Here is a 25,308-nt window from a genome sequence, read left to right on the forward strand (position 1 = left end):
CCCGTTCGCCACGCGCCTTTCGTTCCACAGGTGTAGCCGCTGGCATTACGGCGGCGTTTGAGATCTTCAGGAAAGGTAGTCTATGGGCAAGGAAGCCACCCGCGTTCGTCGTCGTGAGCGCAAGAACATCGCCTCCGGCGTCGCGCACGTGAACTCGTCGTTCAACAACACGACCATCACCATCACCGACGCGCAGGGCAACACGATTGCCTGGTCCTCCGCCGGCACGATGGGCTTCAAGGGCTCGCGCAAGTCGACCCCGTATGCCGCACAGGTTGCCGCCGAGGACGTGTCGAAGAAGGCGCAAGAGCACGGCATGCGCACGCTGGAAGTCGAAGTCGCCGGTCCCGGTTCGGGCCGCGAATCGGCGCTCCGGGCGCTGCAGGCCGCGGGCTTCACCGTCACCTCGATCCGCGACGTGACCACGATCCCGCACAACGGTTGCCGTCCCCGTAAGCGTCGGCGCGTTTGATACCAGATTGCGGGCGCATCGGCGCCCGCGATGACTTTTTGCAAAGCCGTGGAAATGATCTGCGGCCTTTCTCCAACGCCAGTGCCTGCAACAGCAGTCTGACTGGCCTGTATGGGTGAAACAGTGACGATCCAGAAAAATTGGCAAGAACTGATTCGGCCGAACAAGCTGCAGGTACAGCCCGGCAGCGATCCGACCCGTTTCGCGACCATCGTCGCCGAACCGCTCGAGCGCGGCTTCGGCCAGACGCTCGGCAACGCGCTGCGCCGCATCCTGCTGTCCTCGCTCCAGGGCGCGGCAGTGCAGTCGGTGCACATCGACGGCGTGCTGCACGAGTTCTCCTCGATCGCGGGCGTCCGTGAGGACGTCACCGACATCGTGCTCAACATCAAGGACATCTCGATCAAGATGCAGGGCGAAGGCCCCAAGCGCATGGTCGTCAAGAAGTCCGGCCCGGGCGTCGTCACCGCCGGCGACATCCAGACCGTGGGCGACGTCGTCGTGCTCAATCCCGACCTGCAGATCTGCACGCTCGACGAGGGCGCCGAGATCCGCATGGAGTTCACGGTCGCAACCGGCAAGGGCTACGTTCCCGCCGAGCGCAACCGCCCCGAGGACGCACCGATCGGCCTGATCCCGGTCGATAGCCTGTACTCGCCGGTCCGCAAGGTCTCCTACAAGGTCGAGAACACCCGCGAGGGCCAGATCCTCGACTACGACAAGCTGACCATGACGATCGAGACCAACGGCGCGCTGACGCCTGATGATTCCGTCGCCTACGCTGCGCGCATCCTGCAAGATCAGCTCAACGTGTTCGTCAACTTCGAAGAGCCGCGCAAGGAAGTCGCCCAAGAGATCATCCCGGACCTCGCCTTCAACCCGGCCTTCCTCAAGAAGGTGGACGAGCTCGAGCTGTCGGTGCGTTCGGCCAACTGCTTGAAGAACGACAACATCGTCTACATCGGCGACCTCGTGCAGAAGTCCGAAGCCGAAATGCTCCGCACTCCGAACTTCGGCCGCAAGTCGCTGAACGAGATCAAGGAAGTGTTGGCCCAGATGGGTCTGCACCTCGGCATGGAAGTGCCGGGCTGGCCGCCGGAGAACATCGACGAGCTCGCCAAGCGCTTCGAGGATCACTACTGATCCGAACGACGACAGGCTGAGGCGCGAATTCATCGCGCCTTAGCGGGCGAACGCAGGCAGCCCACCTGAGCAACTGGTCCGACGAACCGTCGCGACGAATGAAATTCAAGGAATAGATAAATGCGTCACGGCAAGGTTCATCGTAAGCTCAACCGCACCGCCGAGCATCGCCGCGCGATGTTCGCCAACATGTGCGCCGCGCTGATCAAGCACGAGCAGATCGTCACCACGCTGCCGAAGGCGAAGGAATTGCGTCCGATCGTCGAGAAGCTGATTACCCTCGGCAAGAAGGGCGGGCTGGCCATGCGCCGCCAGGCCATCTCCGAAATGCGCGACAAGGATCAGGTCAGGAAGCTGTTTGACACCCTCGCGCCCCGCTACAAGGATCGCCAGGGTGGCTACACCCGCATCATCAAGGCCGGCTTCCGCTACGGCGACAACGCCCCGATGGCCGTGATCGAGTTCGTCGACCGCGACGTCGATGCCAAGGGCCAGGACTCCGGTCCGGTGCAGGAGAAGGAAGCCGAGGCGGCGTAAGCCGACCGGCAGAGAGTTTTCAGAAAGCGGCGCCTTCGGGCGCCGCTTTTTTATTGGCCGTCCTCGTTGGTTGCGTCCTGCTCTCACGCGTCGGTGAGTGCCGATTGCTATCGTGCCGGCAGCGCCCAATATCTCCGCCAGCATCAACGGAGATCACGCATGAACATCGACCTTTCCGGAAAGACCGCCCTCGTGACCGGCTCGACCGCTGGTATCGGCCACGCCATCGCCAAGGGCCTTGCCGGCTCGGGTGCGAGCGTCGTGATCAACGGACGCGGCCAGGACAAGGTCGATGCCGCCGTGCGCAAGCTGGAAGGTGTGGGCGGGAAGGTCCGCGGCATCGCTGCCGATGTCTCGACCGCTGCCGGCTGCAAGGCGCTGGCCGCGGCGCTGCCAGACGTCGATATCCTCATCAACAATGCCGGCATCTTCGAGCCGAAGGACTTTTTCGACATTCCGGACGAGGACTGGAGCCGCTTCTTCGAGGTCAACGTCATGAGCGGCGTGCGTCTCTCGCGCGCGTATATGAAGGGCATGCTCAAGCGCAACTGGGGCCGCATCGTCTTCATCTCCTCGGAGTCCGGGCTCAACATTCCCGTCGAGATGATCCACTATGGAATGAGCAAGACGGCGCAGCTCTCGGTCGCGCGGGGCCTGGCGCAGCTCACCCGCGGCACCGGCGTCACCGTCAATTCCGTGCTGCCGGGCCCGACAATGTCGGAGGGCGTCGAGACGTTCGTGAAGGATCTTGCCAAGCAGAACGGCCAGTCGGTCGATGAGGCCGCGGCCAATTTCGTCAAGCAGCATCGCCCGAGCTCGCTGATCCAGCGCTTCGCCAGCGTCGACGAGATCGCCAACATGGTGGTCTATGTCGCCTCGAAGGAAGCGTCCGCGACCAACGGTGCGGCGCTGCGTGCCGAGGGCGGCATCGTCAACACGATTGCCTGAGGCCTGCGCATGCCGGCCTACGTGATCTCCGAGGTCGAGGTGCGCGACAGAGCCGCGATGGAAGCCTATCGCACGTTGGCCGCGGCAACCATCGCGCAATATGGCGGCCGCTATCTCGTGCGTGGCGGCGCCACTGAGGTGGTGGAGGGCGGCCCGCCGCCCAAGACCATCATCATCGTGGAGTTCCCATCGATGGCGCGGGCGCAGGAATGGTACGCGTCAGTGGAATATGCCGAAGCGCTAAAGCTGCGGCAAACGGCGCTGGAGCGACGGTTGATGTTCGTCGAAGGCGTGGTTCCAGTCTAGCTGGTCTGCTCGCTTGCCCCTTCAATTCGCGACGTGACCGGCTAAAACGGCTCATGCTCTGGCCCCTGTCGACCCGCCATAAACGCCTGTTCAGGCTGACATCCGCGCGATGGCAGCGGCGGGCGATCTTCGTGCTCGGTGGGATCGGGGTTGGCGCCGCGGCGGTGGTGCTGGCCCAGCTCGCCGATCTCGCCCAGCACGCCTTTGCGCTGCTGTTGGCTCAGTCGCGCTACGTCGTACTCGCGGTGACACCTCTCGGCTTCATGCTCTCGGCCTATCTGACCACCCGGCTGTTCCCGAACGCACAGGGCAGCGGCATTCCCCAGGCGATCGCCGCGCGGCATCTGACCGACCAGGCGGCGCGCGAGAGCCTGGTCTCGATCCGAATCGCGATCGGAAAAGTGATCCTCACCTTGTTCGGCCTGCTATGCGGCGGCTCCGTCGGCCGGGAAGGACCGAGCGTTCAAGTCGGCGCTTCCATCATGTTCGCCCTCGGCCGCGTCTCGCCACGCCGCCAGCCCGGATTGATCCTAGCCGGCGCGGCCGCCGGCGTCGCGGCCGCCTTCAACACACCGCTGGCGGGAATCGTCTTCGGCATCGAGGAGATGAGCCGTGCTTTCGAGACACGTACCAGCAGCCTCATCATTGCGGCGGTGATCGCGGCCGGCCTGACCTCGCTCGCGCTGATGGGCAACTACGCCTATTTCGGCAGCAGTGCGATGTCGCTGGCCCCCGGCGTCGACTGGCTGGCGGTTCCGGTGTGCGGCGTGGTCGGCGGTTTGGCTGGCGGCATCTTCAGCCGTATCGTCATCATTATGGCGCGCGGCTTGGCCCATCCGTTCGGACGCGCGGTGAAGGGCCACCCTCTGTGGTTCGCGCTTGCGTGCGGATTGGCGGTCGCGATCTGCGGCCTTGTCTCCGGCGATACGATCTATGGCACAGGCTACCAGCAGGTAAAGACGGCCCTGGAGCAGGGCGGACCGCTGCCGCAGGACTTCGGCATCCTCAAGCTTCTCGCCACCACCTTCGCGGCAATCAGTGGCATACCCGGCGGAATTTTTTCGCCGTCACTCGCCGTTGGAGCCGGCCTCGGCAGCAATATCGCGTCCTTCTTCCACGACGCTCCGGTCGGCGCGATCATGCTGCTTGGCATGGTGTCGTATTTTGCAGGTGTAGTGCAGGCGCCGATCACCGCTTTTGTCATCGTGACCGAGATGACCGACAACCACGCCATGGTGGTGCCGTTGATGGCCGCCGCCCTGATTGCACATGCCACATCGCGGATGATCTGCGAGGAAGGGATCTACCACGCGCTCGCCAAGGGCTTTATCGAGCGGGCGACGCGTCCGCCGGAGACGAATGCGGCGCCCGGTTCGAGCTAGGACCTACCACCCCTCCAGCACGATCTTGCCGCGCGACTTGCCACTCTCGAGCAGTGCATGCGCGCGCTTGAGATTGATCGCGTTGATCGTGCCAAAGGTCTGGTCGAGCGTCGTGCGCAGCACGCCCTTGTCGATGAGGTCGGCGACATCGTTGAGCAGATGATGCTGCGCGATCATGTCGGCGGTCTGGAACGAGGAGCGCGTGAACATCGATTCCCAGTGCACCGAGATCGCCTTGCCCTTGAACGCGCTCACGGTGAATTCCGGGGGATCGTCGATCAGGCCGAACTTGCCCTGCGGTGCCATGAATTCGGCGATGCTCTTGTAGTGCTGGTCGGTGAAGGTGAGGCTCGCCACCAGCGCGACCGGCGGCAGCTTGAGCTTCTCGATCTGCTCCTTCATCGGCTTGCCGTGGTCGATCACCGCATGCGCGCCGAGATCGAGGCACCATTTTTGCGACTCCGTTCGCGTCGCGGTCGCGACAACCGTAAGGCCGGTGAGGCGGCGTGCAAGCTGGATCAGGATGGAGCCGACACCGCCGGCGCCGCCCGTGATCAAGAGCGTGCGCGGATCAACACTCTTGCCGGGCACCGCACCGAGCCGATCGAATAACAGCTCCCAGGCGGTGATGGAGGTGAGGGGTAGGGCGGCGGCCTGCGCAAACGACAGGCTCTTCGGCTTGTTGCCGACGATGCGCTCGTCGACGAGATGGAATTCGGAATTGGTACCCTGGCGCAGGATCGAGCCGGCGTAAAACACCTCATCGCCCGGCTTGAACAGCGTGACGTCCGGACCGACGGCGTCGACCACGCCGGCCGCGTCATAGCCCAGAATCTTCGTCTCGCCCTCTGGCGGGGCTGCGCGCTTGCGCACTTGTAATCGACCGGATTGGCCGAGATCGCCTTCACGGCCACGCGGATATCACGGCCCTTCGGTTCGGGCTTTGCGGTCTCGAAATCGATCAGCGCGTCCTGATCCTCGATCGGAAGCGACTTCCTGTAGCCGACGGCCTTCATGGCGTGTCTCCTTCAGATAGCGTTGCAGATGCTGGGTCCCGGGTTCGCATTTTGGCGCCCCGGGACGACAGGCGAGACCTAGAACGCGAACTGCGTCCGCATCGCGACCGCATCGAATTTCGAGCCGACATCGGCGGTCGAGACCGGCGAGGCCTGCCTCGACACCGTGCCATGCAGATAGTCCAGCATGAAACGGACGTTGCCGTTGACGTACCAGTTCAGCGCCGCCGTGTAGACGGTCTGCCGGCCGCCTGCGACGCCGGTGGCGGTTCCGAGCTGATCGTTGAGGTCGACCGTGGAGAACCGTCCCGCGATTTCCCACGCGCCCCAGCCACCGCCCTCGAGCGAGAACGGGTGCGCTGGCTTAACGCCGCCATAGGCCGCATTCGCCGCATTGTAACTGCGGCTCTCGCCCGTCAGCACGTAGCCGGCCTGCGCGTAGCCGCCCTGGAATTTGAGGCTCGGCGCACCCAGCGGCGGCAGGCCGGTATTGGCGCTGCGATCGATGTTGTACCAGAAATACTCGCCTTGCAGGATCAGCGGTCCATAGGTGGCGGCCGCTTCGACGCTGTAGACCTGCGCGCCGGAGGCATTGGCGATTGCGCTGGTCGTAGCCAGTGCCGTGGGATCGATGCGCAGTTCCGGACGATCGCTCAGCGTCACCGTCTGTGCACCCGTCACCAGATTGCGCGTCGGCTGGATCAGCCATTCGGCATTGCCGCCGAGATGGACTGAGTAGTCTTTGCCGCTGACGACCTGGCCGGCGACACGGGCGACCGCGCCGTATTGTTCCGTGGTGCCGTTCGGCGCAACGCTCGAGGCTGAGTGGATCGCACCGGTAGCGGGACCGGTAACATAGCCGCCCGCCCAGAACACGTCGTTGTACCAGCGCGTGCCGACAGCCGAGCGGAAGTCGCCTGCGGCGATGCTGGTGGCAACGATGCCCGCCGAGGCGCGCTCCATGAACATGATGTCGTTGGAGCTCGTGGCCTCATCGAGCGTGTAGGGCAGGTCCATGATGCCGCCTTCGATGGCCATCTTGCCGCCGAATGGCTTCAAGCCGGTGTAGCTGAGATAGGCGTTCTCGACGCCGGAGACGCCGCCGCCGGGCAGCGAACCCGGAGCTGCGCCGCCAAATCCGTCGGAGGAGCCGCCGAAGTCGTAGATCAGCGCGAAATTCCAGTCATTGAAGAACTTGCCGGCGAGACCGATGCGCGCGCGGCGGACGTTCTCGCCGCTGTCGAGCTTTTGCGGCACGGTCGCCCCCGTGTTGGGCCGATAGTCATAGCCGCCGACATCCCAATGCACGCGGCCTGTGATTCCGACGCAGTTTGCTCCATCGGCAGTGCAGATAGTGGGCCGGTTGTTCGGCATCGTCACGACGACGCCGGATGCGGGCGCTGGTCCCTTGAGCGGGATCGCCGCGTTGGCGTTGGCGACGACGGCCTTCGCTTCGGACCGCGCTTCGGCTTTCGCCTCCGCCTTCGCCTCAAGCCTGGCCTTCGCCGTCGCCGCGGTATTCGCGGCGGTCTGGCTCTGGAGCTTGTCGAGCTTCTGCTCCAGCATCTTCAACTGCTGCTTCAGGAGCGCGATCTCCTGGTCGCTGCTGCTCGCCGATTGGGCCTGGGCCTGCGAAGCTGCCAGTGCGGCGGCGAGACCAATCGCCGTGGCTGCAATTCTTGTCCTGCTCACGTCATGACTCCATCGTTTGACGAACTTCCCCAAGTCGCTGGCGGAGAGCCTAGGTGTGATCGATGACTGCCCCGCGACGCTGCGCCCGGTTGCGCGGTTCCCACTGGTGTAAATTCGCCGCAACCGAATCCGCCTTGCACCACCATGCAAGATGACGCACATCATGCCAATCCACAGCCCCGGCAAATTGCCATTTCGCACGCACAGCTTGCAGGCCGGACACACCAAAAAGGGGGGCGAATATGGCGCCGGGCGCCCTTCTATTGGGGGGCGAACGCGCCTATATTCCGGCGTCTTTTCCAAGAGGTAGGAATGTTTCGATCGACCTGGACCGCCGTCGTCACGGCACTGTGCATAGCCTTTTCGGCCAACTTCAATCCGGCCGCCGCGCAGGACCGCCGAGTGCCGTCCTCGCCCGCCGAACTGCGGCTGTCCTATGCGCCGATCGTGCAGCGGGTGCAGCCGGCGGTCGTCAACGTCTATGCCGCCAAGGTGGTGCAGAACCGCAACCCGCTGCTCGACGACCCGATCTTCCGCCGCTTCTTCGGCGTGCCTGGCCAGCAGCAGGAGCAGGTGCAGCGCTCGCTCGGTTCGGGCGTGATCGTCGATGCGTCCGGGCTCGTCGTCACCAACGTCCATGTCATCGAAGGCGCCGACCAGGTCAAGGTGTCGCTGTCGGACAAGCGTGAGTTCGAGGCCGAGATCGTGCTGAAGGACTCTCGCAGCGATCTCGCGGTGCTGCGTCTGAAGGACACCAAGGAGAAGTTTCCGGCTCTCGAATTCACCAATTCGGACGAGCTGCTGGTCGGCGACGTCGTGATGGCGATCGGCAATCCCTTCGGCGTCGGCCAGACCGTGACTCACGGCATCATCTCGGCCTTGGCGCGCACGCAGGTCGGTATCACCGACTACCAGTTCTTCATCCAGACCGACGCGGCGATCAATCCCGGCAATTCCGGCGGCGCGTTGGTCGACATGAACGGCAGGCTCGCGGGCATCAACACCGCGATCTATTCGCGCTCCGGCGGCTCGCAGGGCATCGGCTTCGCCATCCCCGCCAACATGGTGCGCGTCGTCGTCGCCTCCGCCAAGGGCGGGGGCAAGGCGGTGAAGCGGCCCTGGTTAGGGGCGAAATTGCAGGCGGTGACGCCGGAGATCGCCGAGAGCCTCGGGCTGCGTTCGCCGACCGGTGCGCTGGTCGCAAGCGTCGTTCCGAACGGACCGGCGGCGAAGGCCGGGCTGAAATCCTCCGACCTGATCGTCTCGATCGACGGCCAGACCGTGGATGATCCCAACGCCTTCGACTATCGTTTCGCCACACGGCCGCTCGGCGGCACGGCGCAGATCGACGTGCAGCGCGGCGGCAAGCCGATTAAGCTGACGGTGGCGCTGGACGCCGCGCCCGATGCCGGCCGCAACGAGCTCGTCATTACCGCGCGCTCGCCTCTCCAAGGCGCGAAGGTCTCGACCATCACCCCGGCGCTCGCCGACGAGCTGCATTTGGATGCCGACACCGAAGGCGTCGTGGTCACCGATCTCGGCGGCGACAGCGCGGCCGCGAATGTCGGCTTCCAGAAGGGCGACGTCATCCTGGCGGTCAACAACCAAAAGATCAGCAAGACCAGCGATCTCGAAAAGGCGGCGGCCGAGCGCCAGCGCATCTGGCGCATCACGCTGGTGCGCGGCGGCCAGCAGATCAACGTCACGCTGGGCGGATGAGTCCGAAACGACCACAGGAGACGCCAACTCTCTTCGCCGCGGCGGGGCTCGATCACGAGGCTCCGCATCCGCTGCCGGATCGGCTGCGGCCGCGCGCGCTCTCGGAGGTCGTCGGCCAGGATCACATCCTGGGTCCCGACGGCGCGCTGACGCGCATGCTGGAGACGCGCACGCTGGGCTCGCTGGTGTTCTGGGGCCCGCCCGGCACCGGCAAGACCACGGTGGCGCGGCTGCTCGCGGACGCCACCGATCTGCATTTCGAGCAGATCTCCGCGGTGTTCTCCGGCGTCGCCGATTTGAAGAAGGCCTTTGAGGCGGCGCGTGCACGCCGCGAGATGGGCAAGGGCACGCTGCTGTTCGTCGACGAGGTGCATCGCTTCAACCGCGCCCAGCAGGATTCGTTTCTGCCCGTCATGGAAGATGGCACAGTGGTGATGGTCGGCGCTACCACCGAAAATCCGTCATTCGAGCTCAACGCGGCGCTTCTGTCCCGGGCGCGCGTGCTGGTGTTTCGCTCGCTCGACGCGGCCGCGATCGAAAAGCTGTTTGCGCATGCCGAGGAGGTCGAGGGCCGCAAGCTGCCCCTCGACGAGGAAGCGCGCGCCGTGCTGGTGCGCATGGCCGATGGCGACGGCCGCGCGTCGCTGACGCTCGTCGAGGAAGTCTGGCGCGCCGCGCGCAAGGACGAGATTTTCGACGCCGCGCAGTTGCAGGAGATTTTGCAGCGCCGCGCGCCGATCTACGACAAGTCGGCCGACGGCCATTACAATTTGATCTCGGCGCTGCATAAGTCGGTGCGGGGCTCCGATCCCGATGCCGCGCTGTATTATCTCGCGCGCATGCTCGATGCCGGCGAGGATCCGCTGTTTCTGGCCCGCCGCGTCGTGCGCATGGCTGTCGAGGATATAGGGCTTGCCGATCCGCAGGCGCTGGTCATCGCCAACGCCGCCAAGGATGCCTTCGACTTCCTCGGTCATCCCGAGGGCGAGCTCGCGATCGCGCAGGCGGTGGTCTATCTCGCCACCGCACCGAAATCGAATGCCGTCTACACCGCCTTCGGCAAGGCGATGCAGGTCGCAAAGCAGGCCGGCTCGCTGCTGCCGCCGAAACACATCCTCAACTCGCCGACCAAGCTGATGAAGTCGGAAGGCTACGGCGCATCTTACGAATACGACCATGACGCCCCCGACGCCTTCTCCGGCCAGGATTACTTCCCGGATGCGCTGGGCCGCCAGACCTTTTACGACCCGCCCGACCGCGGGTTCGAGCGGGAGATCAGGAAGCGGCTGGATTATTGGGCGAAGTTGCGGAAGGAGCGGGGTGGGGCCTAACCCTTTCGGGCTTGCTGCAGGGTTCGATTTACGGTTTACGTAACGCGTAATTCACGCTAGTCCGGCCAAGAAATCGCCATGCCCCGCACGCCCATACATCCCGGTGAACACCTTGCCGAAGAACTGCGACAACTCGGCATCTCCGCCGCAGAACTCGCGCGTCAGGTCGATGTACCCGTGAACCGGATCACCGGCATCATCAATGGACAGCGCGGAATCACGGCCGATACGGCGTTGCGTCTTGGTCACTGGTTCGACACCAGCCCGCAGTTCTGGATGGACCTGCAGCAGCAATATGAGCTGCGCCTCGCGGAAGAAGAGGTGGGGGCGCAGGTTGCGTCGCTGCCGCGCCGCGCGACGGTGCAGTCGACACGAAAGCTTGGAAAAACCGCATGAGCCGCCGCATCAAGAGAATGAACCCGAAACCTCGCGAGCGCGACGAGCGCAAGGAGGCGCGTCCGTTCAAGGCGCGCAGCGCCAAGGCGGCGGGGCCGCGGCCTGGGGCGAAGCCAGGCGGGAAGCCGCCGCGATTTGCGGCCGAGCGCAACGAACGGCGCGCGCCCAAAGCTGTTGTGCAGGAAACGCCGGTTGCTGCAAAGCCCGTCGAGGCATTGCTGCCGACCAAGGTGCAGACCGTCAAGGTGACAGCCGACGAGAACAACATGCGCGTCGATCGCTTCCTTGAAGCGCACTTTCCCGGCCTCTCATTCTCCCACATCCAGCGCGTCGTTCGCAAAGGCGAGCTGCGCGTCGACGGCAAGCGCGTCGACAGCAAGGACCGCCTGGAGGAGGGTCAGAGCGTCCGCATTCCGCCGTTGAAGCTCGACACGCCGAAGGCACCCAACCCGCAGTCGGAGGCGGCGCAAAAGACGCTTGCCGCGCTGAAGGAGATGACGATCTATGAGGACGACGACGTTCTCGTCCTGAACAAACCGGCCGGTCTCGCCGTGCAGGGCGGCTCGGGCATGACGCGACACATCGACCAGATGCTGGAGGTGATGCGCGATTCCAAGGGCCAGAAGCCGCGCCTCGTGCATCGCATCGACAGGGAGACGTCGGGCTGTCTCCTGGTCGCCAAGACGCGCTTTGCCGCCTCGCATCTGACCGGCGCGTTCCGTTCGCGGTCGGCGCGAAAAACCTATTGGGCGCTGGTGCCGGGGCTACCGAAGCCGAAGCAGGGCCGCATCTCGACATTCCTTGCCAAGGAAGAGAGCGAGGACGACACCATCATGCGCATCGCCCAGCATGGCGACGAGGGCGCAAGCCACGCTGTGACATACTATGCGGTGGTCGAGACCGCCGGCAACAAGCTGACCTGGGTGTCGCTGAAGCCGGTGACGGGGCGCACCCACCAGCTGCGCGCCCACATGGAACATATCGGCCACCCCATCGTCGGCGATCCCAAATATTTCAACATCGAGAACTGGCAGCTGCCGGGCGGCCTGCAAAACCGGCTGCACCTGCTGGCACGCCGCATCGTCATCCCGCATCCGCGCGGCGGCTTCATCGATGCCACCGCGCCGCTGCCGCAGCACATGCAGCAGTCGTGGAACCTGCTCGGACTCGACGCAAGCCGGTTTGATCCGATCGAGAACGCGCCTGAAGAGTAGTTGAACGGGGGCGGTTGAAGGGTTGGTGACTGGGCAGGGACCGAAACACGATGCGCGAATTGTTCGATGAAGCTGCGGGGCGATCCCCGCTCGATCCGCAGGAGTTGGTCCGCCAGGCCACGCGCGTGCCGTTGCGCAAGCGTTTCTACAAGGAGGCAGGGGTAACCGAGGCCGAGGACGGCTTCGCCATCACCCTCGATGGCAAGGCGATCCGAACGCCCTCCGGGCGCCAGGTGGTGATCCCCTCGCGCGCGCTGGCCGACGCAGTGGCTGCCGAGTGGGCGGATCAGAACGAGACGATCAAGCCCATGACCATGCCGCTGACGCGGATCGCCAACAGCGTGGTCGAGGGCGTCGTCGACCGCGTCGATCTCGTCACGGACGACCTCGCAAAATACCTCCAGTCCGATCTGCTGTTTTATCGCGCCGGCCATCCCGAGGGACTTGTCGCCCGGGAGGCCGCGCATTGGGACCCCGTGCTGTTCTGGGCCGCGGAGACGCTCGGCGCGCATTTCATCCTGTCCGAAGGCGTCATGCATGTGACGCAGCCGGAGGAGGCGCTCCAGGCCGCGCGTGCGGCGCTGCCGGGGGATGCCTGGTCGGTCGCCGCGCTCCACGTGATCACCACGCTCACCGGCTCGGCCCTGCTGGCGCTGGCACTAGCCCATGGCGTACGCGACGCCGATCAGGTCTGGGCGGCGGCTTATGTCGACGAGGACTGGAATGCCGAGAAATGGGGCGTGGACGAGGAGGCGGCGGGCCGCCGCGCAGCCCGCCTGCGGGATTTCGAGGCTGCCGTGGCGGTTTTGGCCGCTGTGAAGCCGCCTGCGGCCAAAGGTCCTTAACGAGAGGTTTACGACGCAGGCGTTAGGGTGGCCCGTGCTCCAGGGCCCCTCGCGATGCCGACGCCGATAAGCTCGATTCTTCCCGTCAGTGCCGCCAGCCCTGTTGCTGACGCGGCGACGCCCGATCTTGTGCTGCAGGCCGGCAGCGTGGTCGACGCCAGAGTGGTCAGCGTGCTCGCCGATAATCTGGTGCGGATCGCGATCGCCAACCTCTCGATGGATGTGATGTCCGAGGTGTCGCTGACACCGGGACAAAATCTCCAGCTTGCGGTGTCGCAGAACGGCGGCACCATCCGGCTCGCCGTCATGGGCGGCGCCGGCGAGGCGACCGCCGATCAGGTCACGCTGACGCCGGCTGCGGCCTCGCTGGTTGACAGCCCCTCGCTTGCTCCGTCGGCGAGCGCGGGACGCAACGTGCTGACGCCATCGGAGCAGGTCGCCGTTACCGCAGCTTCGGCCGAGGCGGTCACAAAGCAGGGCAGCCAGGCGCCGCTGTTCGCCAATCTGGCCGCGGTCGTCACCGGCAGCGACCTTCCGGCGGGGCTGAAGCAGGCGATGCTGGGCGTGCTGGCGCAGCAGACGCCGCTCAACACCGGGCTCGATGGCGGCGATATCGAATCCGCCTTCCAGAAGTCCGGGCTGCTCCTCGAGGCCTCGCTCGCCGCAGGCGTGACGCCGTCCTCCGGAACGATGCCGGATTTGAAAGCCGCGCTGCTGGTGCTGCGGCAGACTCTGACAACGCTCGAGACGGCGCCACAGGCGCAAGGTGCCGCCCTTCCAGCTGATACCGTGGCGGCACCGCAGGTCGCTGTCGCGCAGACGCAGGCTGCACAGGCCGCATTGACCGCAACCGAACCTGAGATCGCCCAATCACCGCAAATGCCGCGCAGCGCCAATCTCGTAGCCTCTGTGTTGGCGGACATCGCTGGCGGTGCGCCGCAGGCCTCGATGCCGCGGACCATGACCGCAGGCCTTGCCGCCAGTCTCCTGCAAGAGATCACGCAAAACCTGCCGCGCATGATGGGGAACGTGCCGGGCTCGAACAAGGCCGTGCCCGACGGACATATTTTCGAGGCCGCCGCGCGCGCGACGCCACCACCGGTTCGCGGCGCGCTGCCGTCGCCGCAATCCATCGCCTCGCCGTCACTCGTACCGGATACGCCGCTCGCTGCCACCGTGCATCGCCTGCTCGACGACACCGATGCAGCGATCGCGCGCCAGACCTTGCTGCAGGTTGCTTCGCTCCCCGATCGCACCGACGCCGGCGGTCACAGGATCGATCCGACCGTGCCGCAGTGGAATTTCGAGATTCCATTCGCAACGCCGCAGGGCACGGCAATGGCGCAGTTCGAGATCTCGCGCGACGGCGGCAATGAATCCGCCGATCCCGCCAAGCGCGCCTGGCGCGCGCGCTTCACGCTCAATGTCGAGCCGGCCGGCCCCGTGCACGCTTTGATTACTCTGAACGGTGACAAGACCTTCGTGCGGATGTGGGCGGAGCGGCCGGCGACCGCACAGCAGCTCCGCGCCGGAATCGGCGAGCTCAACCAGGCCCTGACCAGGGCCGAGCTCAAGCCCGGCGACATCCTGGTCCGCGATGGCACCCCGCCGCAGCCCACACCGGCCCGTGCCGGCCACTTCCTGGATCGCGCCACATGAGCGACCCGTCGAAGCTTGCGATTGCGCTCCATTACGAGAAGGGCAGCAACGCGCCTGTCGTCGTCGCCAAGGGCAAGGGCACGATCGGCGAAAAAATCGTCGAGATCGCCAAGGCCAACGACATCCCGATCGAGGAGAACGAGATCCTGGCCGGCGCGCTCTCCAAGGTCGAACTCGGCGAGGAGATCCCGCCCGACCTCTACAAGGCCGTCGCCGAAGTACTGGTGTTCGTGCTGCGGCTGTCGGGCAGGCGGTAGCTGTCATCGTTTCACCACGATAACGGCTTCATGGTCGGGTCCATTTTATCGTTCAACGGACATCGCTCTTGCTCACCCGCCGTTCGACTCTCGGTCTTCTCGCCGCAGCCGCGATCCTGCCATCGCGCGCACTCGCTCACGTCGCGCCGCCGCGCAACGAGATCCGTGACAGCCTTGCAAAGCGCTTCACCGACCTCAACACGGCCGGGACGTCGTCGGCTACAAGGTCGAGGACTATCTGATCGTCGCCAGCGACAAGGAACGTTCGGGCGAGGCGAAGCTGCCGGCTTCGACCTTCAAGATTCCGAACTCGCTGATCGCGCTCGAAACTGGCGTCGTCACTGACCCCGACAAGGACGTATTTCCCTGGGATGGCGTGAAGCGTCCGATCGAGGCCTGGAACAAGGACCACACGCTGCGCAGCGCGATTCTCGTGAGCGCGGTGCCGGTCTATCAGGAGATCGCGCGCCGGATCGGGCAAGAGCGCATGCAGAAATACGTCGATCTGTTCGACTACGGCAATCGCGACATCGGCGGCGGCATCGACCAATTCTGGCTCACCGGCGCCTTGCGCATCGATCCGGTCGAGCAGGTCGATTTCGTCGACCGGCTGCGCCGTCGCGCGCTGCCGATCTCGAAACGCAGCCAGGATCTCGTCGCTGACATCCTGCCGGTGACCAAGGTCGGCGATAGCGTCATTCGCGCCAAGTCCGGGCTGCTTGGTGCAGAGCGCGGCGAGCCGTCGCTTGGCTGGATGGTGGGCTGGGCCGAGAAGGGCGAAGCGCACACCGTGTTCGCGCTCAATATGGACTGCAAGGAGCCGCGTCTGGTCGGTGAGCGCATGCCGCTGACGCAAGCCTGCCTTGCCGAGATCGGCGCGATCTAGCGCTACCGCGCGAGCGCCGCTCGACTAGCATCCTCCGGGTCAAGAAAAAACCGGGAGGACACAACATGAACTCAACGCCGCTCTGGCTGTCGTCGCTGACGCTTGCTGCCGCGGGCGGCTGGCTCGCCGCTACGATGTTTGCCGCTCCCGCCACCAGCAGGGAGCCGCGCTTTCCGCAGCTCACGATGGACCAGCTCGACGCCAAGCAGAAGCCGCTCGGCGAGCAGATCATGAAGGTCTCGAGCGTGGGCATCGGCGGGCCCTACAATCCGATGATCCGCAGCCCGGTGCTCGGCCAGCGTCTGTTTGACCTGTTCCACTATCTGCGCTGGGAGACCTCGGTCCCGACAAAACTCAACGAGTTCGCGATCCTGATCATCGGGCGGCAATGGCGCTCGCAGGTCGAATGGTACGCCCATGCGCCGCTCGCGGCGAAGGCGGGCCTGTCGCCCGACGTCATCGCGGAGCTGATGGCCAATAAGCGGCCTGCGAACATGGCCGAGGACGAGGCCGTGGTCTACGATTTCGTCACTGAGCTCACCACGACGAAGAAGATCGGCGACGAAACCTTTGCGCGCGCGAAGAAGGTGTTCGATGACCAGCAGATCGTCGACCTTACCGCGGTCGCCGGCAATTACGTGATGGTCGCGATGCTGCTGGCAATGGCGGAGGAGACCGTGCCGCCGGACAAGCAGGAGCCGTTCAAGCCGGGCGAGCCGTAAGAGCGCGTCATTGCGAGGAGCGAAGCGACGAAGCAATCCAGACTGCCGCTGCGGAAAGATTCTGGATTGCTTCGCTGCGTTCGCAATGACGGAGTATGTCGCGCTGGCCTAACCCAGCTTGAACAGCGCCTGCAAAAACTCCACCACGGCCTTGCGCGACTCGGCGGCAGTCGCGGGATTGCCGCCGACATGCGGATTGAGCTCGACGCAGGAATCCTTGTACGTGAATGGCGCTTTCGTATCGGCGTTCATCAGCACGCCGCCATCGCCTTCCTTGATCTGGCAGCTGCGTACCGTCTGCGCGCCCGTGGACACGGCAACCGTATTGACGCCGAGCAGCCCACTGTCAAAACCATGCGCGCTGTCGGGGTATTCGGTCAGCACCACGTCGCGGCCGGCCGTCTTGAGCCGCTCAACGAAAGCCTTGCAGCTCTTGACGGGATTGTAGTCGTCGGGCGTGCCGTGAAAGATGCGGATCGGGCGCACGGCGACGTCCGTGTCGTTCTGATAGGTCGTCGAGCAGTCGGGGTAGAACGGAATGTAGGCGGCGAACTGGATGCCGGACTTGTTCCAGAGCTTGTGGAAGCGCTCGAGGCTCGCATAGAGCGTCGCCTGTCCGCCGCGTGAAAAGCCCATCAGCACGATGCGATCAGGATCGACGCGGGGATGTTTTGCGAGGATCTCCAGCGAGCGGTAGATGTCGATGACGAGGTTGAGCCGGCCGAGCAGAGCCTGGTTCGGCCCCACCACCGTCAGCCCGCGGCCGGTAAAGCCGTCGATCACGAAGGTCGAGATGCCCATGGCGTTGAACGCGTGCACCCAGGCTTCGGTGGTGGTGCCGACGCCGCTCGAGCCGTGCATCAGCACCACGACGGGGAGTTTTCCGCTGCCTTGCGCCACGCGGAGTTCGCCTGCGACCGTCACCGGCTTGCCGGCCGCGGCGTCGCCGCTCAGGAATTGCTGGTCGGAGAGGGTGAGCGAGGGGATCGGGTAGATCTCGGCGCGGGTGGCGACTTCCCTGGGAAGCGATTGCGCGTTGGCGCAAATGCCGACGAACAGCGTTGAAATGCAGAGCGCCATGGCGACGCGGAATGCCGTCGGCATCGGATCCTCCCCCGTGATTTTCAGTGAGTAGAACAACAGGCCTGCGCGCTGTCAAATTGACGCAAGCCGGCGGTTCGCCTCAGGCGGGATCGACCTTCTTCACCGTCAGCGCCTGGTCGATCGCAAAACCGCCAATCTCGCTCATCGCCTGCGAGATCACGTCGCCCTTGCGGGCAAAGCCGGCGAAGAGGAAATCGAACTGGGTGCGCGCCAGCCGCAGCACCTCGATCGGCACGGAGATTGCGGTCTCGTTGAAGCTGTCGACCGAGGCGTGCAGCGTTTCCAGCTCGCTTGTGAGCTGGCCGATATGGCTCTCGGCGTGCTGCATCAGGCCGACAAGCTTGCCGCGCTCGGCATCGAATGCCGCGCGCTCGGCCGCCGCGGCCGAGGTGACCTCGGCAAGCTGGCTGCGCAGCCCGTCGATTTGCTTGACCATGGCGTCGGACGCCATCTCACCGGCCTCGCGCAGCTCGCTGTTGCGCGTGTTCTCTTCGTGCTCCCGGTGATAGAGGCGTTCCGCCGACATCGCCCGTTGCGTCAGCGACTCGATCAGCGCGGCCGCGCGCAGCAGCATCTCGCCGTTCCGCCCCGACACCATGCTGGCCATGCGCCGCAGGAAGTCCGTGGTTTCGGACGATGGGTTCGGCGGCAGGGGAACGACCGTCGCGGACATGGGGTGATGCTTGCAGCCGGAAATGATGACCGCCGCCGTACCGACTGAGCTCACGCAACATTCGGCGCCTGATCGTAAGCCTGGAGCAAGCCTGAATCGCCGGGCCCGGTCAACCGGGCGGGGCCAGATTTGCAACTGCGTCAGTGGTTCTTCTGCCGGCCGATCCGGCCGAGATGAGTGAAGCCGAACCCGGCCGAATATTTCAGGCCATAGCCGAGCGCCCGGTCGAGGCCGATATGGGCGAGCCAGATCAAGGCGATGGACAGGGTGAGCGGTGAGGCGAGGCCGAAACCTAACGTCAGCAGCGCGACCGGCGCCATGTAGCTGTGGGCGGCGTTGTAGACCATCGCGCCGAATTTGGCGTCCGACAGGTATGCCAGGAAGCTGAGATCGGGGACGAAGAACAGCAGTGCGAACACCAGCCATGAGCCGTCCCAGGCCCAGTAGAGCATCACCATCCCCACAAACAGGGTCAGGCCCTCCAGCCGCAGCAGGATGTTGACGCCGCCCGTCGCCGCGCCGGTCTCAGCCGTTCCTTCGGTCATGCTCGTCTCCCAGGCAAAACTTTATAATTCCTTGCGCTTTCCCGCTGCGGCAAGGCAGCCCTGCGGGACCGAAAGCCGCTTCCCGGCCCGCAAAATGCCGTGTTAGAACCCCGGCAATCGCATTTAGGCTAAGAACTGGCGGGAGCAAATGAAGAATATCCTGGACGCCCTTGAAGACCGTCGCGCCGGCGCAAAGCTCGGCGGCGGTGAGAAGCGCATCGAGGCGCAGCACGCCCGCGGCAAGCTGACCGCGCGTGAGCGTATCGAGCTCTTGCTCGACAAGGGATCGTTCGAGGAATTCGATATGTTCGTCGAGCACCGCTCCACCGAGTTCGGCATGGAGAAGAACAAGGTGCCCGGCGACGGCGTGGTCACCGGCTGGGGCACCGTCAACGGCCGCAAGACTTTTGTGTTCGCCAAGGACTTTACGGTGTTCGGCGGCTCGCTCTCGGAAACGCACGCGCTGAAGATCACGAAACTCCAGGACATGGCGATGAAGGCGCGTGCGCCCATCATCGGCCTCTATGATGCGGGGGGCGCCCGCATCCAGGAAGGCGTCGCAGCGCTCGCCGGCTATTCCTACGTGTTCCGCCGCAACGTGCTCGCCTCCGGCGTGATCCCGCAGATCTCCGTCATCATGGGCCCCTGCGCCGGCGGCGACGTCTATTCGCCTGCGATGACCGACTTCATCTTCATGGTGAAGAACACCAGCTACATGTTCGTCACCGGCCCGGACGTGGTGAAGACCGTCACCAACGAGGTCGTCACGGCGGAAGAGCTCGGCGGCGCCTCGGTCCATGCCACGCGCTCCTCGATAGCCGACGGCGCCTTCGAGAACGACGTCGAGACGCTGTTGCAGATGCGGCGCCTGATCGACTTCCTGCCGTCCAACAACACCGACGGCGTGCCGGAATGGCCGAGCTTCGACGACATCGGCCGCGTCGACATGTCGCTCGACACGCTGATCCCCGACAATCCGAACAAGCCCTACGACATGAAGGAGCTGATCCTGAAGGTCGTGGACGAGGGCGACTTCTTCGAGATCGCGGACGCTTTTGCCAAGAACATCGTCACCGGCTTCGGCCGCATCGCGGGCCGGACGGTAGGCTTCGTCGCCAACCAGCCGATGGTGCTCGCCGGCGTGCTCGACTCTGACGCCTCACGCAAGGCGGCGCGCTTCGTGCGCTTCTGCGATGCCTTCAACATCCCGATCGTCACCTTCGTCGACGTGCCGGGCTTCCTGCCGGGCACCGCGCAGGAATATGGCGGCCTGATCAAGCACGGCGCCAAGCTCTTGTTCGCGTACTCGCAGTGCACCGTGCCGCTGGTCACCATCATCACCCGCAAGGCCTATGGCGGCGCCTTCGACGTCATGGCCTCCAAGGAGATCGGCGCCGACATGAACTATGCCTGGCCGACCGCCCAGATCGCGGTGATGGGCGCCAAGGGCGCGGTCGAGATCATCTTCCGCGCCGACATCGGCGACCCCGACAAGATCGCCGCGCGCACCAAGGAATACGAAGACCGCTTCCTATCTCCGTTCATTGCCGCAGAACGTGGCTACATCGACGACGTCATCATGCCGCACTCGACGCGGAAACGGATCGCAAGGGCGCTGTCGATGCTGAAGGACAAGAAGGTGGAAACGCCGGCGAAGAAGCACGACAATTTGCCGTTGTAGAGCGCACTTGTAGCCCGGATGAGCGTAGCGACATCCGGGTTTTCTATCCAAGTCCCGCATGTCGCTTCGCTCATGCGGGCTACTGATTCTGTTTCTGAGTTGGCATCCTCGATCCAAATCCAATGACCGACAGCGATCCGACCGACGCCATTTCCGACATCGAAGCGCGTATCGAGGCTTTGGCCGAGGTCGCCGAGCGATGCCGGAAGTACATCCTGGTATCCAAGCTCGCGATCGGTGGCGGGGCTGCGCTGTTGCTGATCACGATCCTCGGCTTGTTCGGGATGGGTCAGACCGCCGCGCTCGGATCGATCGCTCTGGTGCTCGGCGGGATCGTCTCGCTCGGTTCGAACGTCAGCACGCTGCGGCAGACGGAGGGTGCGATCGGTGATGCGGAGGCGCTTCGGTCTCAACTGATCAGCCGCATCGACCTTCGCGTGGTCGCGGATGCGCCGATGAAGCTCGTGTAACCGAGCAGCCTTACGCCGCAACCCTGCGCGACAGCACCTGCAGCTCCTCGCGGCATTCGGCTGCGAACGCCTGAAGCTGCTCCGCGGTTTGCCGGTCGAGGATCGCTTTTGCCAGTCTTTCGGCGCGGGCAAGCTGGTCTCTGAGATATGCGATGCGGGCCATGTGTCACCTTCCGCAGGGTTGATTTGATGGCCGAGCCTACGGCCGCCGTCGGGTTAGTTATGTGCGGAGCATCACGTTCGGTGCGTAGGGTGGATTAGCGACAGCGTAATCCACCAAGGTTCATCGGATAGGGAAGTGGCGGATTACGCTTCGCTAATCCGCCCTACGAACTACGAACGCGCCGCGTCCGCCGCCGCGAAATGCGCCATCTGGTCCGCGTGGGCTTTTGCGAACGCTGGGCGGCTGGTGGCGCGTGCAACATAGGCGCGGCAGGCGGGACTGTCCGCGAGCCCACCGAACTGATCGACGACGCGCAGCACGTCGGCCATCAGGATGTCGGCGACGGAGAACGTGCCTGCCAGCCATTCGCGGTTGGCCAGCACCGCCTCCATGTGCTTGAGGCGGAGTTTGAGGAAGTCGTCCATGAATTTCCACGCCGCCGTATCGGTCGGATGTCCCATGAACTTCGACATCCCCCAGGGCAGGCTCGCCATCTCCACCGAATTGAGCGCGGCGAACAGCCATTCCGTGGCCTCGTTGCGGCCGCGCGGATCTGATGGCATCAGCTTCGCGCTGAGGCCGCCGAGATGTAGCAGGATCGCGCCGCTCTCGAAGATCGAGAGATCGCCGTCGGTCAGCCATGGCACCTGCCCGAACGGCTGGTGCGCAAGATGCTCGGCGCCGCGCCCGTCGAACGGCGCGCTCGCGACGCGATAGGGCAATGCGGCCTCCTCGAGCGCCCAGCGCACCCGTAGGTCGCGCACGAAACCGCGCGGGGGCGGGGGAACCCAGTCGAAGGTGGTGAGGGTGAGGTCGGGCATGTGGTGTCTCCGTCTGCTGTTCAGGCATAGGACGGGCGAGAGATGCGCGTTCCGACACCGGTGCCGTCCTTTTTTGTCGTCGCCGACGTGACCGGCTAGTCTCACCCAAGCAACAGGAGGAAACCCGATGCCGTCAGCCTTCTTCGTCGTTCGCGCCACCGTCACCGAAGCCGGCAGGCGCGCCGCCTTCGATAGATGGTACGAGACGGAACATCTGCCCGACGCGGTGAAGGTGTTCGGTGTGGCTAAGGCCTGGCGGTTCTGGAGCCTCGACGATCCGTCACTGCATCAGGCGATGTTTCAGTTCGAGAGCGAGGCTGCGCTGCACGCCATGTTGAAGGGCGATGCGCTGACGCAGCTGGTGGCCGATTTCAACCGCGATTGGCCCGACGTGACGCGCACGCGCGAGTTGCTGGTGCTGGCGCAGGAGTTTGGGAAATAGAGCACCGGGCTACGGCGCTGCGAATCCTCTCTGTCACCTGCGCAACGAAGCTGAACGCGCGATTCAGCTTCGGTTCATGTCGTCGCCGCGACACTTCCTCTGCATCACTGGCACGACCATCCAAGAGGAAAGAAGTCATGGAGCGCCGGAACTTTTTAAAATTTGCAATCGGTGTCGCGGCCGGAGCTGCCGCGTTCACCACTGCCGCACAGGCCGCGCCGCTGGCGCCGCAGCCGCTCGGTGATGGCAGGATGCCGCAAGGTAATCCCGACGCTCATCCCGCAGTCACCAGCAGCGAAGAGGCCGCGCAGTTGAAGCCGGAGCAGGTGCACTGGCACGGCCGTCACCGTCATTGGGGTTGGCGCCGCCGTCACTGGGGCTGGCATCGCCGGCGCTGGCACCGCCGCCATTGGTAAGCTTCGCGCGAGCGAGGTTGAGCCGGGGACCGCGATCGCGGTCCCCGTTTTGATTCGAAGTCGTCCGCTGCGACTTCAGGCGCTCAAAAAGAAAATGGCCGCGCAGGCTTTCGCCGCGCGGCCATTTCGCTATGCGAAAAAAACGAGATCAGAACGGGCGGCAGCGGCCGGCGTACCAGCGGAAGCCGTAGGGGCACACGCGCGCGCGCGGCACGACCACGACAGGGGCCGGCGCAACCACGATCGGACCCGGACGGACAACGACCGGACCACGCATCGGGCGGCAGCCGCCATAGGCGCCGCGATACCAGCCGGGGCCGCAACCGCCGGCGGCGCTGGCCGCCTCGCTGAAACCAACGACCGCGCTGGCGAGCATCACGGCGGCAAACAGGTATTTCATTTGATCTTCCTTCTCGTCCTTGGGGAGGTTTTGCGGGCAGGATTGGGGCAGCTTCTAGGAGGGCTTGGCGCTTTCGGCGCACCATGAATCAAAAGACACGATTCGACACGTTAAAGTTCGCAACATGCCGACACGACGCGAGCCAAATCTGCCAATCATGACCTGAATGCGGCATGAACATTCCCCGCACGCGGCTCCGGACGACAGCAATGTCGCTAGCGGCCGAGAAAGCCCAGGACCAGCTCCTTGTACTTCTCCGGTGATTCCAGGAAGACGAGATGGCCGGTGTCCGGGATCACCTCGGCTCGCGCATTGGGCATCTTCGCGGCGAGTGCCTTCGCGAGCTCGGCGTTCTCTCCCATTTTCGCGCGCAGCGACTCCGGCGCGTTCGGCCGGCCCGGTGCGTTGTGGTCGTCGGCACCCATGATGAACAGCGTCGGCTCGGTGATCAGTGCGATCTCGTGCGCCACCGGCTCGCGATAGATCATCTGGCCGGAACTGACGAAGGCGCGCAGCCAGCGCGAATAGTCCGGGCTGCCCTTGATGTTGAAGCGGGCGTCGATGAACGGCGTGATCGCCTCCGGCGGCAGCTTGATGGCATAATTAGTCTGGAGCTGCTTGCGATAGCCATCGGCCGTGAGCTTGTCTTCGGTCTCGATGATCTTGTCAGTCGGCGTCGGCGGTACATAGAGACGGTAGTCTTCCAGCCCGATCGGGGCCGTCAGAACAAGGTGAGCGACGCGGTCGGGATAGGCGCGGGCGATGCGGACGCCCAGCATGCCGCCGAGCGAATGGGCGACGATCTCGGCCTTGTCGATCTTGAGGTGATCGAGCAGCGCGATGGTGTTGCGCGCCAGATTGTCGAAATGCAGCTCGCCCGTCGGCTTGGAGGATTTGCCGAAGCCGATCTGGTCCGGCACCACGACGCGGAAGCCGGCCTCGCTCAGCATCTTGATAACAGGCGCCCAGTAGCTCGACGGGAAGTTGCGCCCGTGCAGCAGCACGACAGTGCGGCCGTTCGGCTGCGCAGGCGGCACGTCCATATAGGCCATGCTGAGCTGCTCCCCGTCATTGGTCAGAGGCAGCAGGTGTACGGGGTAGGGATAGGCAAAGCCTTCGAGCGCGACGCCGTAAGGCTCGCGCGGCGCGGTGTCGGCGGCGTGCGCGGAGGTGAGCGGAGAGGCGATGAGGACTGCGACGAGCGCGGCCGAAGCGAAGCGGATCATGGGGGTCTCTGAGCGTTACGGAACGATCGTTCGCATAAAGACCTGGTTGGCCGGGTCAAGCCTGGCTCCGACGACGGCACCCGTTCACACGCGATTGTGCTATCGCACGCGTTTCGCGTGATCAGTCCCGCCCGTCACCGAACAACGCGGCAAACTGCTTCTCGCCGGTTCGGGTGAAATTCACCACGCGGCTGCCGGGCGTAGCGTCGCGCGCGGCCCATTTCAGCTCGGCAAAACGCTGCATCATGGCGGCGCCCAGCGTGCCGGCGAGATGGTGGCGCCGCTCGCTCCAGTCGAGACAGGCCTTGCACACGGGGCGGCGGGGATGGGTGAGCATGTCGGGCGAGATCTGCAGATGCTTCGCCAGGAAGCGCTCGCCATCCGCCGTCAGCTCGATCTCCTGCTTCCTCTGCTTGACCAGGTTTTTCGCGCGCAGGGTGTCGAGCATCTGCACGCCGAGATCGCCGGCGAGATGGTCGTAGCAGATCCGCGCTCGCCGCAACGCCGGATCCTTCGGCCCGGTGCGCACGCGCATGTGGCCGGTCCGCGCGGCAAGGCCCGCAAGGCCCTCCAGCACGCCGGCGACGTCGTCGTCGGTGAGGCGATAGTAGCGGTGGCGGCCTTGCTTCTCCGGCTCGATCAGGCCGCCGGCCTCGAGCTTGGAAAGATGCGAACTCGCGGTCTGCGGCGTGATGCCGGCCTCCTGCGCCAGCTCGCTCGCGGTGAGCGCGCGGCCGTTCATCAGCGCCGTCAGCATGTTGGCGCGTGCGGGATCGCCGACGAGCGAGGCGATCATGGCGATGTCTGGACCTGATTTCATGCTTCGATGGTAGCCGAAGCAT

27 protein-coding genes and 2 pseudogenes are annotated in these 25,308 nt (G+C 64.8%); 19 read left to right on the plus strand and 10 right to left on the minus strand.

Features of this window, described 5'->3' with window-relative positions; all coding sequences use genetic code 11:
• Nucleotides 1-82 precede the first annotated feature (82 nt).
• The 6 genes from rpsK (at nt 83) to BRA1253DRAFT_RS37825 (ending at nt 4,788) form a co-directional block, all read left to right on the plus strand.
• Nucleotides 83-472 carry a 30S ribosomal protein S11 gene (gene rpsK / locus BRA1253DRAFT_RS37800; protein ID WP_007603045.1) on the plus strand — a complete coding sequence of 130 codons (390 nt, stop codon included), beginning with the start codon at nt 83-85 and terminating at the stop codon, nt 470-472.
• A 111-nt stretch (nt 473-583) separates the two neighbouring features.
• Nucleotides 584-1,615, plus strand: coding sequence for a DNA-directed RNA polymerase subunit alpha (locus tag BRA1253DRAFT_RS37805; RefSeq protein WP_007603046.1), 1,032 nt, complete (start codon nt 584-586; stop codon nt 1,613-1,615).
• Between the two features lie 120 nt (nt 1,616-1,735).
• Nucleotides 1,736-2,152: a 50S ribosomal protein L17 gene (rplQ, locus tag BRA1253DRAFT_RS37810; RefSeq protein ID WP_007603047.1), complete on the plus strand. Its 417-nt coding sequence runs from the start codon at nt 1,736-1,738 to the stop codon at nt 2,150-2,152.
• Between the two features lie 159 nt (nt 2,153-2,311).
• A complete protein-coding gene (locus BRA1253DRAFT_RS37815; protein ID WP_007603048.1) occupies nt 2,312-3,100 on the plus strand; it encodes an SDR family NAD(P)-dependent oxidoreductase in 789 nt (262 codons plus the stop codon).
• A 9-nt stretch (nt 3,101-3,109) separates the two neighbouring features.
• Complete coding sequence (locus tag BRA1253DRAFT_RS37820) at nt 3,110-3,406, plus strand: DUF1330 domain-containing protein (RefSeq protein WP_007603049.1); 297 nt, start codon at nt 3,110-3,112, stop codon at nt 3,404-3,406.
• 53 nt (nt 3,407-3,459) lie between these two features.
• The gene (locus tag BRA1253DRAFT_RS37825; protein ID WP_007603050.1) at nt 3,460-4,788 is read left to right on the plus strand and encodes a chloride channel protein; all 1,329 of its coding nucleotides are present in this window, start codon (nt 3,460-3,462) and stop codon (nt 4,786-4,788) included.
• A gap of 3 nt (nt 4,789-4,791) precedes the next feature.
• Here BRA1253DRAFT_RS37825 and BRA1253DRAFT_RS37830 read toward each other — a convergent pair.
• Nucleotides 4,792-5,804 (minus strand): annotated as a pseudogene (locus BRA1253DRAFT_RS37830) (zinc-binding alcohol dehydrogenase family protein).
• 78 nt (nt 5,805-5,882) lie between these two features.
• A complete protein-coding gene (locus BRA1253DRAFT_RS37835; RefSeq protein ID WP_007603052.1) occupies nt 5,883-7,496 on the minus strand; it encodes an OprO/OprP family phosphate-selective porin in 1,614 nt (537 codons plus the stop codon).
• A 312-nt stretch (nt 7,497-7,808) separates the two neighbouring features.
• Between BRA1253DRAFT_RS37835 and BRA1253DRAFT_RS37840 the strand changes: the two genes are divergently transcribed.
• The 9 genes and pseudogenes from BRA1253DRAFT_RS37840 (at nt 7,809) to BRA1253DRAFT_RS37880 (ending at nt 16,525) form a co-directional block, all read left to right on the plus strand.
• Entirely contained in the window at nt 7,809-9,215 is a 1,407-nt protein-coding gene (locus tag BRA1253DRAFT_RS37840; RefSeq protein WP_007603053.1) for a DegQ family serine endoprotease, read from the plus strand.
• Nucleotides 9,212-10,546, plus strand: coding sequence for a replication-associated recombination protein A (locus tag BRA1253DRAFT_RS37845; RefSeq protein ID WP_007603054.1), 1,335 nt, complete (start codon nt 9,212-9,214; stop codon nt 10,544-10,546). The genes BRA1253DRAFT_RS37840 and BRA1253DRAFT_RS37845 overlap by 4 nt, the downstream gene beginning before the upstream one ends.
• A gap of 78 nt (nt 10,547-10,624) precedes the next feature.
• Complete coding sequence (locus BRA1253DRAFT_RS37850; RefSeq protein WP_007603055.1) at nt 10,625-10,942, plus strand: HigA family addiction module antitoxin; 318 nt, start codon at nt 10,625-10,627, stop codon at nt 10,940-10,942.
• A complete protein-coding gene (locus BRA1253DRAFT_RS37855; protein WP_007603056.1) occupies nt 10,939-12,156 on the plus strand; it encodes an RluA family pseudouridine synthase in 1,218 nt (405 codons plus the stop codon). Before BRA1253DRAFT_RS37850 ends, BRA1253DRAFT_RS37855 begins: the two co-directional genes overlap by 4 nt.
• Nucleotides 12,157-12,206: 50 nt before the next feature.
• A complete protein-coding gene (locus tag BRA1253DRAFT_RS37860) occupies nt 12,207-13,001 on the plus strand; it encodes an ATP12 family chaperone protein (protein WP_007603057.1) in 795 nt (264 codons plus the stop codon).
• A gap of 54 nt (nt 13,002-13,055) precedes the next feature.
• Nucleotides 13,056-14,660 carry a flagellar hook-length control protein FliK gene (locus tag BRA1253DRAFT_RS37865; protein WP_007603058.1) on the plus strand — a complete coding sequence of 535 codons (1,605 nt, stop codon included), beginning with the start codon at nt 13,056-13,058 and terminating at the stop codon, nt 14,658-14,660.
• Nucleotides 14,657-14,917 carry an EscU/YscU/HrcU family type III secretion system export apparatus switch protein gene (locus BRA1253DRAFT_RS37870; protein ID WP_007603059.1) on the plus strand — a complete coding sequence of 87 codons (261 nt, stop codon included), beginning with the start codon at nt 14,657-14,659 and terminating at the stop codon, nt 14,915-14,917. The genes BRA1253DRAFT_RS37865 and BRA1253DRAFT_RS37870 overlap by 4 nt, the downstream gene beginning before the upstream one ends.
• 68 nt (nt 14,918-14,985) lie before the next feature.
• A pseudogene (locus tag BRA1253DRAFT_RS37875) lies at nt 14,986-15,803 on the plus strand (penicillin-binding transpeptidase domain-containing protein).
• Nucleotides 15,804-15,868: 65 nt separating this feature from the next.
• Nucleotides 15,869-16,525 carry a carboxymuconolactone decarboxylase family protein gene (locus tag BRA1253DRAFT_RS37880; RefSeq protein WP_007603060.1) on the plus strand — a complete coding sequence of 219 codons (657 nt, stop codon included), beginning with the start codon at nt 15,869-15,871 and terminating at the stop codon, nt 16,523-16,525.
• Between the two features lie 108 nt (nt 16,526-16,633).
• On the opposite strand, the gene BRA1253DRAFT_RS37885 is transcribed toward BRA1253DRAFT_RS37880, so the two are convergent.
• From BRA1253DRAFT_RS37885 to BRA1253DRAFT_RS37895, 3 genes are all read right to left on the minus strand, one after another.
• On the minus strand, nt 16,634-17,629 hold the full coding sequence (locus tag BRA1253DRAFT_RS37885) for a dienelactone hydrolase family protein (protein WP_007603061.1): 996 nt from the start codon (nt 17,627-17,629) through the stop codon (nt 16,634-16,636).
• Nucleotides 17,630-17,708: 79 nt separating this feature from the next.
• On the minus strand, nt 17,709-18,302 hold the full coding sequence (locus tag BRA1253DRAFT_RS37890) for a hypothetical protein (RefSeq protein ID WP_035994713.1): 594 nt from the start codon (nt 18,300-18,302) through the stop codon (nt 17,709-17,711).
• 140 nt (nt 18,303-18,442) lie between these two features.
• A complete protein-coding gene (locus BRA1253DRAFT_RS37895; protein ID WP_007603064.1) occupies nt 18,443-18,847 on the minus strand; it encodes a DUF4260 domain-containing protein in 405 nt (134 codons plus the stop codon).
• A 148-nt stretch (nt 18,848-18,995) separates the two neighbouring features.
• Between BRA1253DRAFT_RS37895 and BRA1253DRAFT_RS37900 the strand changes: the two genes are divergently transcribed.
• The gene (locus BRA1253DRAFT_RS37900; protein WP_007603066.1) at nt 18,996-20,528 is read left to right on the plus strand and encodes an acyl-CoA carboxylase subunit beta; all 1,533 of its coding nucleotides are present in this window, start codon (nt 18,996-18,998) and stop codon (nt 20,526-20,528) included.
• Nucleotides 20,529-20,650: 122 nt separating this feature from the next.
• Entirely contained in the window at nt 20,651-20,998 is a 348-nt protein-coding gene (locus BRA1253DRAFT_RS37905; protein ID WP_007603068.1) for a hypothetical protein, read from the plus strand.
• A gap of 10 nt (nt 20,999-21,008) precedes the next feature.
• Here BRA1253DRAFT_RS37905 and BRA1253DRAFT_RS44825 read toward each other — a convergent pair whose 3' ends face one another.
• Both BRA1253DRAFT_RS44825 and BRA1253DRAFT_RS37910 read right to left on the minus strand, forming a co-directional pair.
• Complete coding sequence (locus BRA1253DRAFT_RS44825) at nt 21,009-21,161, minus strand: hypothetical protein (RefSeq protein WP_007603069.1); 153 nt, start codon at nt 21,159-21,161, stop codon at nt 21,009-21,011.
• Nucleotides 21,162-21,331: 170 nt separating this feature from the next.
• Nucleotides 21,332-21,982, minus strand: coding sequence for a glutathione S-transferase family protein (locus BRA1253DRAFT_RS37910; protein ID WP_007603070.1), 651 nt, complete (start codon nt 21,980-21,982; stop codon nt 21,332-21,334).
• A 127-nt stretch (nt 21,983-22,109) separates the two neighbouring features.
• Between BRA1253DRAFT_RS37910 and BRA1253DRAFT_RS37915 the strand changes: the two genes are divergently transcribed.
• Nucleotides 22,110-22,424, plus strand: a complete 315-nt coding sequence (locus tag BRA1253DRAFT_RS37915) for a hypothetical protein (protein ID WP_007603072.1) — start codon at nt 22,110-22,112, stop codon at nt 22,422-22,424.
• 137 nt (nt 22,425-22,561) lie between these two features.
• Nucleotides 22,562-22,840: a twin-arginine translocation signal domain-containing protein gene (locus tag BRA1253DRAFT_RS37920; protein WP_007603073.1), complete on the plus strand. Its 279-nt coding sequence runs from the start codon at nt 22,562-22,564 to the stop codon at nt 22,838-22,840.
• Between the two features lie 148 nt (nt 22,841-22,988).
• Here BRA1253DRAFT_RS37920 and BRA1253DRAFT_RS37925 read toward each other — a convergent pair whose 3' ends face one another.
• From BRA1253DRAFT_RS37925 to BRA1253DRAFT_RS37935, 3 genes are all read right to left on the minus strand, one after another.
• On the minus strand, nt 22,989-23,240 hold the full coding sequence (locus BRA1253DRAFT_RS37925) for a GCG_CRPN prefix-to-repeats domain-containing protein (protein ID WP_007603074.1): 252 nt from the start codon (nt 23,238-23,240) through the stop codon (nt 22,989-22,991).
• A 215-nt stretch (nt 23,241-23,455) separates the two neighbouring features.
• Complete coding sequence (locus BRA1253DRAFT_RS37930; protein ID WP_007603075.1) at nt 23,456-24,466, minus strand: alpha/beta fold hydrolase; 1,011 nt, start codon at nt 24,464-24,466, stop codon at nt 23,456-23,458.
• 121 nt (nt 24,467-24,587) lie between these two features.
• Nucleotides 24,588-25,286, minus strand: a complete 699-nt coding sequence (locus BRA1253DRAFT_RS37935; protein WP_035994716.1) for a winged helix-turn-helix domain-containing protein — start codon at nt 25,284-25,286, stop codon at nt 24,588-24,590.
• Nucleotides 25,287-25,308 lie beyond the last annotated feature (22 nt).

The sequence above is a fragment of the Bradyrhizobium sp. WSM1253 genome (assembly GCF_000244935.1).
GTDB lineage: Bacteria > Pseudomonadota > Alphaproteobacteria > Rhizobiales > Xanthobacteraceae > Bradyrhizobium > Bradyrhizobium canariense.